This window comes from Streptomyces sp. JNUCC 63 (assembly GCF_054366325.1).
Map to the genome: position 1 here is coordinate 2,785,382 of NZ_CM135963.1, position 12,981 is coordinate 2,798,362.

The 12,981-nt window shown below is 68.8% G+C and carries 12 protein-coding genes; all 12 read right to left on the reverse strand.

Features of this window, described 5'->3' with window-relative positions:
• Position 1: 1 nt before the first annotated feature.
• The 12 genes from ACX25U_RS12540 to ACX25U_RS12595 all read right to left on the reverse strand — a co-directional run bounded on the left by ACX25U_RS12540 (position 2) and on the right by ACX25U_RS12595 (position 12,836).
• A complete protein-coding gene (locus tag ACX25U_RS12540) occupies positions 2–1,069 on the reverse strand; it encodes an ABC transporter ATP-binding protein (protein ID WP_454391554.1) in 1,068 nt (355 codons plus the stop codon).
• The gene (locus tag ACX25U_RS12545) at positions 1,050–2,036 is read right to left on the reverse strand and encodes an ABC transporter ATP-binding protein (RefSeq protein ID WP_454391556.1); all 987 of its coding nucleotides are present in this window, start codon (positions 2,034–2,036) and stop codon (positions 1,050–1,052) included. The genes ACX25U_RS12540 and ACX25U_RS12545 overlap by 20 nt, the downstream gene beginning before the upstream one ends.
• 7 nt (positions 2,037–2,043) lie before the next feature.
• Positions 2,044–3,024 (reverse strand): ABC transporter permease, encoded by a 981-nt coding sequence (locus ACX25U_RS12550; protein WP_454391558.1) that lies wholly within the window; start codon positions 3,022–3,024, stop codon positions 2,044–2,046.
• Positions 3,017–3,940 carry an ABC transporter permease gene (locus tag ACX25U_RS12555; protein ID WP_454391560.1) on the reverse strand — a complete coding sequence of 308 codons (924 nt, stop codon included), beginning with the start codon at positions 3,938–3,940 and terminating at the stop codon, positions 3,017–3,019. Before ACX25U_RS12555 ends, ACX25U_RS12550 begins: the two co-directional genes overlap by 8 nt.
• 6 nt (positions 3,941–3,946) lie before the next feature.
• Positions 3,947–5,566, reverse strand: a complete 1,620-nt coding sequence (locus ACX25U_RS12560) for a peptide ABC transporter substrate-binding protein (protein WP_454391562.1) — start codon at positions 5,564–5,566, stop codon at positions 3,947–3,949.
• A 155-nt stretch (positions 5,567–5,721) separates the two neighbouring features.
• Positions 5,722–6,312: a GNAT family N-acetyltransferase gene (locus ACX25U_RS12565; RefSeq protein WP_454391564.1), complete on the reverse strand. Its 591-nt coding sequence runs from the start codon at positions 6,310–6,312 to the stop codon at positions 5,722–5,724.
• Entirely contained in the window at positions 6,309–6,725 is a 417-nt protein-coding gene (locus ACX25U_RS12570; protein ID WP_454391566.1) for a VOC family protein, read from the reverse strand. The genes ACX25U_RS12565 and ACX25U_RS12570 overlap by 4 nt, the downstream gene beginning before the upstream one ends.
• 132 nt (positions 6,726–6,857) lie before the next feature.
• A complete protein-coding gene (locus ACX25U_RS12575; RefSeq protein WP_454391568.1) occupies positions 6,858–8,018 on the reverse strand; it encodes an ABC transporter ATP-binding protein in 1,161 nt (386 codons plus the stop codon).
• Positions 8,011–9,057, reverse strand: a complete 1,047-nt coding sequence (locus ACX25U_RS12580; RefSeq protein ID WP_454391570.1) for an ABC transporter ATP-binding protein — start codon at positions 9,055–9,057, stop codon at positions 8,011–8,013. Before ACX25U_RS12580 ends, ACX25U_RS12575 begins: the two co-directional genes overlap by 8 nt.
• Before the next feature lie 51 nt (positions 9,058–9,108).
• Positions 9,109–10,032, reverse strand: a complete 924-nt coding sequence (locus ACX25U_RS12585) for an ABC transporter permease (RefSeq protein ID WP_454391572.1) — start codon at positions 10,030–10,032, stop codon at positions 9,109–9,111.
• 33 nt (positions 10,033–10,065) lie between these two features.
• Complete coding sequence (locus ACX25U_RS12590) at positions 10,066–10,992, reverse strand: ABC transporter permease (protein ID WP_454391574.1); 927 nt, start codon at positions 10,990–10,992, stop codon at positions 10,066–10,068.
• Positions 10,993–11,177: 185 nt separating this feature from the next.
• The gene (locus tag ACX25U_RS12595) at positions 11,178–12,836 is read right to left on the reverse strand and encodes a peptide ABC transporter substrate-binding protein (protein WP_454391576.1); all 1,659 of its coding nucleotides are present in this window, start codon (positions 12,834–12,836) and stop codon (positions 11,178–11,180) included.
• Positions 12,837–12,981: the final 145 nt, after the last annotated feature.

Below are 12,981 nucleotides of genomic sequence, written 5' to 3' on the forward strand. Positions count from 1 at the left end.
CTCAATGTGTTTTCGTGCTGTTCTCCCCGTCGGCGTCCCGTTCCCCCGGCGGCACCACCTGCCGCTCCGCCGCGAAGTGGCACGCCGAGTCGTGCGCGGCCGGCCCGGTGTCGTAGCGGAACTCCGCGGGCACCGCCAGCGGCGGCACCTCCAGCGCGCAGCGCTCCCGCGCCTTCCAGCAGCGGGTGCGGAAGCGGCAGCCGGAGGGGATGTTCGTCGGGGACGGCACGTCACCCGAGAGGATGATCCGCTCCCGGCGCTCCCGGGTGTCCGGGTCCGGCACGGGTACGGCGGACAGCAGCGCCTGGGTGTAGGGGTGCGTGGGATGGTCGTAGATCTGCTCGTCGGTGCCGATCTCGACGATCCGCCCGAGGTACATCACCCCCACCCGGTCGGAGATGTGCCGCACGATCGACAGGTCGTGCGCGATGAAGACGTACGACAGCTCGAACCCGTCCTGCAGCCGCTCCATCAGGTTGATCACCTGGGCCTGCACGGACACGTCCAGGGCGGAGACCGGCTCGTCGGCGACGACGATCTCCGGGCGCAGGGCCAGCGCCCGTGCGATGCCGATGCGCTGGCGCTGACCGCCGGAGAACTGGTGCGGGTAGCGGTTGACGTACTCCGGGTCGAGGCCGACCACGTCCAGCAGCTCCCTCACCTTGCGGCGCCGGTCGCCCTTGGGGGCCACCTCGGGGTGGATCTCGTAGGGCTCGCCGATGATGTCGCCCACCGTCATCCGGGGGTTGAGGGAGGTGTACGGGTCCTGGAAGACCATCTGGATGTTGCGGCGTACCGCTTTCAGGGCCTTGCCGGACAGCTTGGTGATGTCCTCGCCGCGGTAGCGGATCTCGCCGGCCGTGGGCCGCTCCAGGTTGCACAGCATCTTCGCGACCGTCGACTTGCCGCAGCCGGACTCGCCGACGATGCCGAGGGTTTCGCCCCTGCCGAGGGCGAAGTCCACGCCGTCGACCGCCTTGACCGCTCCGACCTGCTTCTTGAACAGGACGCCCCGGGTGAGCGGGTAGTGCTTGACGAGCCCGCTCACCTCAAGAATCGGCTCGGCCATCCAGGCACTCCCTCCAGAAGTGGCAGGCGCTTGTGCGGGTCCCGGAGACCTCGTACAGGGGCGGTACGTCCGTCCGGCACACGTCACGGGCCAGGGGGCAGCGGGGGTGGAAGGCGCAACCGGGCGGGACGGCCTGCAGGTTGGGCGGCAGGCCCTTGATGGCGTAGAGCTCCCGGCCCTTGCGGTCCAGGCGGGGGATCGAGTCCAGGAGGCCGCGGGTGTAAGGGTGCGCGGGCGCCTTGTAGATGTCGTGCACCGGCGCCGTCTCCACGATCCGGCCCGCGTACATCACCGCGATCCTGTCGGCGACGTCGGCGACCACACCCAGGTCGTGGGTGATGAGGACGAGCCCCATCCCGTACTCGCGCTGGAGCTCGGCGAGCAGGTCCATCACCTGGGCCTGGACGGTGACGTCGAGGGCGGTGGTCGGCTCGTCGGCGATGATGAGCGCGGGTTCCAGGGCCAGCGCCATGGCGATCATGATGCGCTGGCGCATGCCGCCGGAGAACTGGTGGGGGTAGTCGCGCACCCGCTGGGACGCGGCCGGGATACGGACCCGGTCCATCAGCTCGACCGCCTTGGCGCGGGCGGCCCTGCGGGACATGCCCCGGTGCACGATGAACATCTCACCGAGCTGGTCGCCGACCGTCATGACGGGGTTCAGGGCGGACAGCGCGTCCTGGAAGATCATCGCCATCTCGGCGCCCCGGATCCGCCGCCTCTCCTCCTCCTTCAGCGTCAGCAGGTCCCTGCCGCGGAAGAGGACCTGGCCGCCGCCGATCCGGCCGGGCGGGATGTCGAGGATGCCCATGATCGCCTGCGCGGTGACGGACTTGCCGGAGCCGGACTCCCCGAGCACGGCGAGCGTCTCGCCCGCGTCCACCTCGCACGTGACCCCGTTGACGGCGTGGACCACCCCGTCCCGGGTGCGGAACTCCACGTGCAGATCACGGACTTCGAGCAGCATGGCGCCGTCACCTCAGCCTCGGGTCGAGAGCGTCGCGCACGGCGTCGCCGAGCATGATGAAGGCCAGGACCGTGATCGCCAGGGCTCCGGCCGGCCACAGCAGCGCGTGCGGGGCGTTGCGGACGTAGGGGGAGGCGGCGGAGATGTCGATGCCCCAGGACACACTGGGCGGCTTCAGCCCGACGCCGAGGTAGGACAGGGTGGCCTCCAGCGCGATGTACGTGCCGAGCGCGATGGTGGCGACGACGATCACCGGGGCGACGGAGTTGGGCGCGATGTGGCGCAGCAGGATGCGGGAGGGGGAGGCGCCGAGGGCGCGGGCGGCCTGGACGTAGTCCTGCTGTTTGGCGGTGATGACCGAGCCGCGCGCGATGCGGAAGATCTGCGGCCAGCCCAGCAGCACGATGAACCCGACGACCGGCCAGACGGTGTTGCTGCTGACGACGGACAGCAGGACGAGACCGCCGAGGACGACCGGGATGGCGAAGAAGATGTCGGTGATCCGGGACAGGACGGCGTCCCAGGCCCCGCCGAAGAACCCGGCGAGCCCGCCCAGCACCGAGCCGAGGAGCGCCACCCCGAGCGTGGCGCACACGCCGACCGTGACGGAGGCGCGGGCGCCGTGGACGGTGCGCGTGTAGACGTCGCAGCCCTGGCCGTCGTAGCCGAAGGGGTGGCCGGGCGCCGGGCCGTCCTGGGCCCTGGCCAGGTCGCACGTGAGGGGGTTGCCCGGGGCGATCAGGGAGGGCCGGATCGCGATGAGGACCAAAAAGCAGATCACCAGCGCGGAGACGAGGAAGACGGGGTTGCGGCGCAGGTCGCGCCAGGCGTCGGACCACAGGGAGCGGGGCTTGGTGGCGGGTCCGGTGCCCTCCGGACCGCCGGGCGCCCCCTCCAGGGTGCTCGCCTCGCTCGCCCCGAGGTCCATCGCGCCGCCCATACCGGTGCCGGCGACGGCGCGCTCGGGCTCGTACGGCTGCTCAGGCATAACGGATCCTCGGGTCGAGTACGGCGTACAGCAGGTCCACGAGCAGGTTGGCGACCAGGAAGACCAGGACGAGGACGGTGACGAAGCCGACGACGGTCTGGGTGTTCTGGCGGAGGATGCCCTGGTAGAGCTGGTAGCCGACGCCGTGGATGTTGAAGATGCGCTCGGTGACGATGGCTCCGCCCATCAGGGCGCCGATGTCGGTGCCGATGAAGGTGACCACCGGGATGAGCGAGTTGCGCAGCAGGTGCCGGACGACGATCCGGCAGCGGGGCAGGCCCTTGGCGACGGCCGTGCGGACGTAGTCGGAGCGCCGGTTCTCGGCGATGGAGGTACGGGTCAGGCGGGTGACGTAGGCGAGGGAGACGGAGGCGAGGACCAGGCCGGGCACGATCAGCTCGCCGAAGGCCGCCTCCGGGGAGACCGACGGTTTGATCCAGGCCCACTGGACGCCGAGCAGCAGTTGCAGGAGCAGGCCGGTGACGAAGGTGGGGACGGAGATGACGACGAGGGTGAGGACGAGGGCCGAGGTGTCGACGGGCCGGCCGCGGCGCAGGCCGGTCACCACGCCGAGCGTGATGCCGATGACGATCTCGAAGAGGATCGCGACGACGGTCAGCCGGATGGTGACGGGGAACGCCGACGCCATCAGCTGGGTGACGGGCTGGCCGTTGAACGCCGATCCGAAGTCGCCGGTGAAGACGTTGCCCATGTAGGTCGTGTATTGCTGCCACAGCGGCTCGTCGAGGCCGAACTCCCTTCTGAGCTGGGCGGCGGTGGCGGTGTCGCAGGCGCGTTCGCCGCACAGTCCGGCGATGGGGTCGCCCATCACGTTGACCATGAGAAAGATCAGCAGCGTGGCCCCGAAGAAGACGGGGATCATCTGGAGCAGCCGGCGCGCGACATAGCGTCCCATGGTGGCTCAGCCGACCTTGATCTCGTCGTAGACGGGGACGCTGAAGGGGTTGAGCGCGACGTCGTGCAGCCGGTCGGTGTAGCCGGCGCTGCCGTTCTGGTACCAGAGCGGGATGGCGGCCATGTTGTCGCGTACGACGCCCTCGGCCTGCTGGAACAGCCGGATCGCCCTGTTCTTGTCGCTCTCGGCGTTGGCCCGGTCGACGAGGTGGTCGAACTGCTTGTCGGACCACTTGCCGTCGTTGGAGGAGGCGTTCGTGTAGTAGAGCGGCTGGAGGAAGTTCTGGATGAGCGGGTAGTCCATCTGCCAGCCGGCCCGGAAGGGCCCGGTCATCTTGTGCCGGCCGATCTGGTTGCGGAAGTCGGCGAAGGTGCCGACCGGGTTGCCGACGCACGCCTTGTCGTTGCCGAGCGCGTTGTTGATGGAGTTGCACACGGCGTCCACCCACTGCTTGTGCGAGCCCGAGTCCGCGTTGTACGTGATTTTCACCTGGCCGCCGGGGAGCCCGCCGCCCTCCTGGATCAGCTTCCTGGCCGCCGCGGGGTCGTAGTGGCAGGCGCTGCCGCACAGGCCCGGCTTGTAGCCGCCGTCGGTGCCGAGGACCGGGGAGGTCCAGTCGGTGGCGGGGGTGCGGGTGCCCCGGAAGATGGTCCGGGTGATCTGCTCGCGGTTGATGGCCATGGACAGGCCGGTGCGGACCTTCCTGGCCCCGCTGGTGTTCCACTTCGGGTCGTAGAACGGGAAGGCCAGGGTCTGCAGGATGCCGGCCGGGGTGTTGATGTAGCGGCCGCCCAGGTCGGTCCTGACGTTCTTGAGCTGGCCGGCGGGGATGTCGTCGACGAGGTCGAGGTTGCCGGCCAGGACGTCGGTGTACGCGGTGTTGTTGTCGGTGTAGACGACCAGGGTCACGCCGTCGTTGCGGGCCTTGTCGGGGCCGGGGTAGCCGTCCCACTTCCTCAGGGTCATCTGCGCGCCCTTGGTGTACGACTCGATGGCGTACGGGCCGTTGCCGACCGGCTTGTCCAGCCAGGCGGAGTGGTGGGTGAAGAAGGTGCGGGGCAGCGGGGCGAAGGCGGCGTAGCCGAGGGTGTCGGGGAAGGTGGAGAACTTCTGGTCGAGGGTGACGGTGAAGGTGCGCGGACCGGTGATCCTGAGTCCGGAGAGGGTGTCGGCGGTCTGGGTGCCGGTTTCGGGGTGGACCTTGCCGTAGCCCTGGATGTAGCCGAAGAAGTACGCGTTCTTCTGGTTGTTCCGCAGGCTCGCGCCGTAGTTCCAGGCGTCGACGAAGGACCTGGCGGTGACCGGCTCGCCGTCGCTGAACCTCCAGCCGTTCTTGACGGTGACGGTGAAGTGCCGGGAATCGGTGGTGTCGATCCGCTCGGCGAGCATGTTCTCGGCCTTGCCGGTCTTCGGGTCGTACCGCTTCAGCCCCCGAAAGATCATGTCGAGGACCTTGCCGCCCTGCACCTCGTTGGTGTTGGACGGCTCCAGCGGGTTCTGTGGATCACCCCAGGAGGAGCTGAGCACCCTGCCGCCACTGCCGCTCCCCCCGCCTCCGCAGGCGGCGAGGACGAGCAGGGCCACCACCGCACCGGCGGCCCACCTGGCGCGCGCTGCTCCACGCAAGGGTGCCTCCTCGGGATGCGACGGCCTGAGGGACATATCACCACATAAGCTACATGTCCTATGTCCGCCGCACCGATGGGGGCATCACTCCAGCCGGACGGGTGTACGCGCGACGTTCCGCGAGCACACCGGGCCTTCCGGACCGCACGACACGCTCAGACGACGGCCGGGTACGGGTCCGTCGCGAGTCGTGCGTGGAGGTGGGTGTCGTGGTACGTGCCCGGCTCACCCGCGGCGGGCAGGAAGCCGCGCAGCACGCCCTCGTAGACGAAGCCGCAGCGGTCGGCGACCCGGCAGGAGGCCGTGTTGCCGACGGCGTGCCCCAGATCGATGCGGTGCAGGCCGAGCCGTTCGAAGCCCCAGCGGACGCACAGCTCGACCGCCCGGGTGACCGTGCCGCGGCCGCGCGCCTCGGGCAGGAGCCAGTACCCGACTCCTGCGTGGCCCATGGGGAGCTCGATCTGGTGGAGTTCCACGCTGCCGAGCACCTCCCCGGTGGCGGCGTCGGTGACGCAGTACGGCGCGAACCTGCCCTGCTGTAGAAGCTCGGCGCGTCTGGCGACGAAGGACAGCGCTCCGGCCTCGTCCACGGGCGCGGGCCGGGTCGGGGACCAGCGCAGCGATTCGGGGTCGTTCAGACCCCTCAGCAGGGCGGGCGCGTCGTCCTCGCGCCAGGCCCGCAGGTGCAGGCCGAAGCCGTCGAGTTCCGTGTACGGCAGGGCGTCCGTCTCCGTCGTCCGCGTCATGGGGTGCTCCTCGGGTGCCGTAGGGATTCGGGGCGCGCCACGAGCTCCACTTCGAAGCCGTCCGTGTTCTCCAGGTAGGCGGCGTAGTGGTGGGGACCGCCGGCGTACGGGTGGCGGTCGGTGAACATCAGTGTCCAGCCGTGCCGGGGCGCCTCGGCGGCCAGGGCGTCGAGCTCGCGCCGGGTGGGCACGTGGAACGCCAGATGGTTGAGGCCGGGGCGGAGCCGGTCGTGCCGGTCGCCGCGCAGGGCCGGGGACCGCTCGATCACGAGGTAGGTGTCGCCGGACCGCCAGCTCACCCCCGCCGGCCAGTCCTGGTACGGAGCCCAGCCGAGCCGTCCGAGGAGCCAGCCCCAGCAGCCGCGGGCGCGCTGGAGGTCGGCCACCCAGAGCTCGATGTGATGCAGTGTCACCCGGCGGCTCCCCTCCCCCGTTCCTCCGTGCGTTGCCCGCCCCCGGGGAAACGGGCGGCGCATACGACGGGTTCCCGGCACCGCCGTGCGGTACCGGGAACCCGTCGGGATCGCGTCCTGCCGCTCAGCGCGTCACGCCGCGTGGACGACGTCCTTCTCCTCGGCGAAGTGGCAGGCCGACTCGTGGGCCGCCGGGGAGTCCGTACCCTTGAATCGCTCGGGCACGGCGAGGAGCGGGACCTCCTCGGCGCACTTGTCCTGGGCCTTCCAGCAACGGGTGCGGAAGCGGCAGCCCGAGGGCGGGTTGGCCGGGGACGGCACGTCGCCGGTGAGGATGATCCGCTCCCGGTTCTCGCGGGCGTCCGGGTCCGGCACGGGGACCGCCGACAGCAGCGCCTGGGTGTAGGGGTGCGTCGGGTGGTCGTAGATCTGCTCGTCGGTGCCGATCTCGGCCATCTTGCCGAGGTACATCACGCCCACGCGGTCCGAGATGTGCCGGACGATCGACAGGTCGTGCGCGATGAAGATGTAGGACAGGTTGAACTCGTCCTGCAGCCGCTCCATCAGGTTGATGACCTGCGCCTGGACGGAGACGTCCAGCGCCGAGACCGGCTCGTCGCAGATGATGACCTCGGGGTTGAGCGCGAGGCCGCGGGCGATGCCGATGCGCTGGCGCTGACCGCCGGAGAACTGGTGCGGGTAGCGGTTGACGTACTCCGGGTTGAGACCGACGACGTCCAGCAGCTCCTGCACCTTGCGGCGCCGGTCGCCCTTCGGGGCCACCTCGGGGTGGATGTCGAAGGGCTCGCCGATGATGTCGCCCACCGTCATCCGGGGGTTGAGCGAGGTGTACGGGTCCTGGAACACCATCTGGATGTTGCGGCGCACCGCCTTCAGCGCGCGCCCGGACAGCCGGGTGATGTCCTGGCCCTTGTAGAAGATCTCGCCGGCGGTCGCCTGCTCCAGGTTCATCAGCAGCTTGGCGACGGTGGACTTGCCGCAGCCGGACTCGCCCACGATGCCGAGGGTCTCGCCCTGGTACAGGTCGAAGGAGATTCCGTCGACCGCCTTGACCGCGCCGATCTGCTTCTTGAACAGGATGCCCTGGGTCAGCGGGAAGTGCTTGACCAGGTTGCGCACCTGGAGGATGGGCTCGCCGCGCTGGACGGTCGCGTCGATCGCCGCGACCGCCTCCTCCTCGGAGGCCGCGTCGACGGTGTCCACCTCGGAGACGTTCGGCGTGGTGTCGTCCTTCGGCTCGTCGTCCTTCGCGAGCTTCGTGGGCTCAGCCATGGATCGTCTCCTTCCAGAAGTGGCATGCGGAGCGGCGGCCCGGGAGCTCCGTGCCGTCGCGCTCGGTCACCGGCACCAGCGGCGGTACGTCGGTGCGGCAGACGTCCTGGGCCATGCCGCAGCGCGGGTTGAACGCGCAGCCCGGCGGGATCGCCTGCAGGTTGGGCGGCAGACCCTTGATGGCGTACAGCTCCTGGCCCTTGTGGTCCAGGCGCGGGATCGAGTCCAGCAGGCCCTTGGTGTACGGGTGCGCGGGGCGCTTGTACAGCTCGTGCACCGGCGCGGTCTCGACGATCCGGCCGGCGTACATCACCGCGATCTTGTCGGCGACGTCGGCGACCACACCCAGGTCGTGGGTGATCAGGATCAGGCCCATGTTGTACTCGCGCTGCAGCTCGGCGAGGAGGTCCATCACCTGGGCCTGGACGGTCACGTCGAGGGCCGTGGTCGGCTCGTCGGCGATGATCAGGTCCGGCTCCAGGGCGAGCGCCATGGCGATCATGATGCGCTGGCGCATACCGCCGGAGAACTGGTGCGGGTAGTCGCCGACGCGCTGCTTGGCGGCCGGGATGCGCACGCGGTCCATCAGCTCGATGGCCTTGGCCTTGGCGTCCTTGCGGGACATGCCCTGGTGGGACCGGAACATCTCGCCGAGCTGGAAGCCCACCGACAGCACCGGGTTGAGCGAGGACAGCGCGTCCTGGAAAATCATCGCCATCTTGGCGCCGCGCAGCTTGCGCCGCTCGTTCTCCGGCAGCCGCAGGATGTCCTGGCCCTGGAAGAAGATCTCACCCTTGGCGATCCGTCCGGGCGGGCTGTCCAGGATGCCCATGATCGCCTGCGCGGTGACGGACTTGCCGGAGCCCGACTCGCCGAGCACGGCGAGCGTCTCGCCCGCGTTGACGCTGTAGTTGACGCCGTTGACCGCCTTGGTCACGGAGTCGCGGACCTTGAACTCCACGTGCAGGTCGCGGACTTCGAGGAGCGGCGCGGTCCCGTCCGCCCCGGCGTTGCTGGGGGCCATCTCCAGGCTGGTCATGCCGTCACCTTCATCATGCTTGGTCACAGGGGTTCGACTCATGGCGGTGCCTCACCGCAGCTTCGGGTCGAGCGCGTCGCGCAGGCCGTTGCCCAGCAGGATGAAGCCCAGCGCGGTGATGACGATGGCGATGCTCGGGTACGTCCACATGAAGTCCTTGACGCCCATGAAGTCGCGGCCCGCGGCGATCATGTTGCCCCACTCGGCGACCTCCGGGTCGACGCCGACGCCGAGGTACGACAGCGACGCCTCGGCCACGATCGCGATGCCGACGCTGCTGGTGCCGTACACCAGCACCGACGTCAGCGAGTTGGGCAGGATGTGCTTGCGGATGATCCGGCCCCGGCTCGCGCCCAGCGCCTTGGCCGCGTGGACGTAGTCCATCTCGCGCACCGAGAGGATCTGACTGCGCAGCAGGCGGGCGAAGGTCGCCCAGGAGAAGACACCGAGCGAGATCACGACGGGCAGCACGCCGCGGCCCATCAGCAGGATGATGACGATGGCGCCGATGAGCAGCGGGAAGGCGAAGAAGACGTCGGCGACGCGCATGATCACCGTGTCGGCCCAGCGGCCGTAGTAACCGGCCAGGGAGCCCAGCAGAACGCCGATGGTGAGGGCCACGAGGATCGAGGCGAGACCCACGACGAGGGCGATGCGGCTGCCGTAGATGAGCCGGGAGAACTGGTCGCGGCCGAGGGAGTCGGTGCCCAGCAGGTGTGCGCCGCCCGGGGACTGCAGCGTGTTCATCAGGTTCTGCTTGAGCGGGTCGTACGGCGCGATGAGCGGCGCGAAGATCGCGGTGAGGATGAGCAGGACGATGATCGCCAGACCCACCACGGCCAGCTTGTTGGCGAAGAAGCGGTGCCGGATGTCGGACCACTGACTGACCCTGGCGACGCTGGGTTCGGCGTCCGGGCGCGCAGGGGCGGGGCCGGCCGCCGTCGGCTCTCCCGTACCCGAGACGAGTTCGGTCATTGTGTGACTCCTAGAGGGGAACGACCCTGCGGGTCAGGCAAGGCGGATGCGCGGGTCGAGAGCGGCGTACAGCAGGTCGACGATCAGGTTCAGCACGACGAAGACCGCCACACTGATCGTCACCACCCCCACGATGATGGGGTTGTTGTTCTGCCCGATCGCCTGGATCAGCGCGAGGCCGATGCCGTTCCAGTTGAAGATCGTCTCCGTGATGATGGCGCCGCCGAGCAGCGTGCCGAAGGAGATGCCCAGGTAGGTGATCACTGGGATGACCGAGTTGCGCATGATGTGCCGGGTGAGCACCGTCCGGCGGGACAGGCCCTTGGCGATGGCCGTCTTGACGTAGTCGGCGCGCAGTACCTCCAGCATCGTGCTGCGCGCGAGCTGGGCCACGAGGGCCGCGTCGATGATGGCGAGGGTGACGGCGGGAAGCACGATGCCCTTGAGGTCGTCGCCGGCGATCAGCGGGAACCAGCCCAGCTGGATGACGAAGATGCGCTGCATGATCATGCCGAGCACGATGGACGGTATGCCGATGGCCATCGTCGTGAGGAAGGTCGCCGACACGTCCCAGACGGAATATCTGCGCATGGCGGCGAGCACACCGACCGAGATGCCGATGACGACGTCGATCACGATGGCGGCGACCGCCAGCTTCGCCGTGTTCCCCAGCTTCGGGGCCAGGATCTCGGTGACCGGCCGGCTCTGCGTGTAGTCCGTGCCGAGGTCGCCGGTGACGAGCTTGCCGACGTAGTTGCCGTACTGGACGACCAGCGGCTTGTCGAGCCCGTACTGCCTGTGCATCTCCGCGATGACGGCCGGGTCGCGCGCCTTGTCACTGCCGGCGATCTGACCCACCGGGTCGCCGGGGATGACGAACAGGCAGGCGAACAGAATCATCGTCGCGCCGAGCACGACCACGACGAGCTGGCCCAGCCTGCGGACCACGTACCTTCCCATGACTGCCTCTCTACCTCGCTGCCACTTCCTTAGCAGCCCCCAGCCCCGGAATGTGGGGGGTGGGGTGGGGACGGGAGGGGTGGATCACACCGCTCCCGACGGTCGGCGGGGGCCGTGGTGTCCGAGCCACAGCTCGGACACCACGACCCCCGGTTGCCGGATTCCGCGCCCTGCGCGGCGACCCGTTACTTCTGGCTCAGCTCAGCGAGGTTCGGGTTCTCGTGGAAGTCCATCTTGAGGTCGGCGAACTTCTTGGTGTTGGCGAGACGCAGCTGGTGGCGGTTCCACAGCGGGATCAGGGCCATGTCGTCCATGGCGACCTTCTCCGCCTCCTTGTAGATCGTGTCGCGGGCGGCCTGGTCCTCGGTGGCGCGGGCCTTGGCGAGCAGGTCGTCGAACTTCTTGTTGCTGTAGCGGCCGCGGTTGTCACCGGTGACCTTGCCGGAGGCGTCCTTGTTGATGGACGCGGTGGCCAGCAGCGGGAACAGGAAGTTGTCCGGCGTCGGGTAGTCCGCGCCCCAGGCGAAGCGGTACAGGCCCGTCGCCTTCGGCTTCTGCTGGTCGGCGAGGAGCTCGGCGAACGGCTTGCCGGTGGCCTTCACCTTCACGCCCAGGACTTCCTCGAGCTGCGCCTTGACGGCCTGGATCCACTCCTCGTGGCCCGCGCCGGTGTTGTAGCCGAGCTCGATCGTGTCGCCGGCCTTCAGGCCGCCTTCCTTGGCGAGCTGCTTGGCCTTGGCCGTGTCCTGCTGGACACAGGAGGTGCACAGGTCCTTCTGGTACACGTCCTTGAACGCCGGCGGCAGGATCGTCGTCGACTTGCTCTGCATGTTCTGGAAGACGCCCTTGATGATGGCGTCCCGGTCGATCGCGTAGGAGACGGCCTCGCGCGCCTTCTTGTCCTTCAGCGGGCCGTTGTCGGTGATCGGCAGGAGGTAGTTCATACCGTTGGTGTCCTGCTCGATCCACTGCCCCTGCGGGTCGTACTTGGCCTTGGCCGCCGGCAGCTGCGGGACGGGCATACGGGCCCAGTCGTACTGGCCCGACTGGAAGCCCTGGTACTCCAGCGTCACGCCGTTGTTGGAGTTGAGGATGTCGATCTGCACCTTGTCCAGGTGGGCCTTCGTCAGGCCGTAGTCGTCGTTGCGGACGAGCGTGATCGACTTGTTGTGCTCCCACTTGCCCGACATCTTGAAGGGGCCGTTGCCGATGGGGGCGTCGTTGTACGCCTTGTTCTTGGCGTCGCCCGCGACCTTGGGGACGGGGCTGAAGGCCGTGTGCGTGAGCTTGACGTAGAACTCGAAGTCCGGGGCGGACAGCTTCACCTGGAGGGTGTTCGCGTCCGGAGCGCTGAGGCCGGTCATGGTCTTGGCCTTGCCGCTCTGCACGTCACCGAAGCCCTCGATGCCGGCCAGGTGGTAGGCCACGTCGGACGCGGCCGACTTCTGCGCCACGCGGTTCCAGCCGCGGATGAACGACTCGGCGTCCACCACCTCACCGTTGCTGAACTTGGTGTCCTTCTTGATGTTGAAGGTCCAGGTCTTGCCGTCGGTGCTGACCTTCTTCGAGGTGGCCAGCGCCGGAACGACCTGACCGTCCGCGGTCGGCGCGTACAGACCCGTGAAGAGGTTGGTCGTGACGAGGATGCCCTCGGACTCCTGGGCGTTGTACGGGTCGATGGCCACCGGCTCGGTGATGCCCATCCGGAAGGTGCCGCCGTCCTTGCCGGAGCCCTCGCCGCCACCGTTGCCGCTGCCGCCGTTGTCACTGCCTCCGCAGGCCGTCGCAGCGAGGGCTATGACGATTGCACCAGCGACCCACTTGGCGCTCCTGGCACCACGCATGGGTTCCTCCTCTGAGTCCTTTTGTTCACCGCAAGAGGGAGCACGCGACATTCCACGGCCATGAAGGACGGGGAAGATCAGACGCACCCGCAACGCTCGTGAGTCGGCGCCTCCTGCAGCGCATGACTCGTCGACCCGAGCTCTA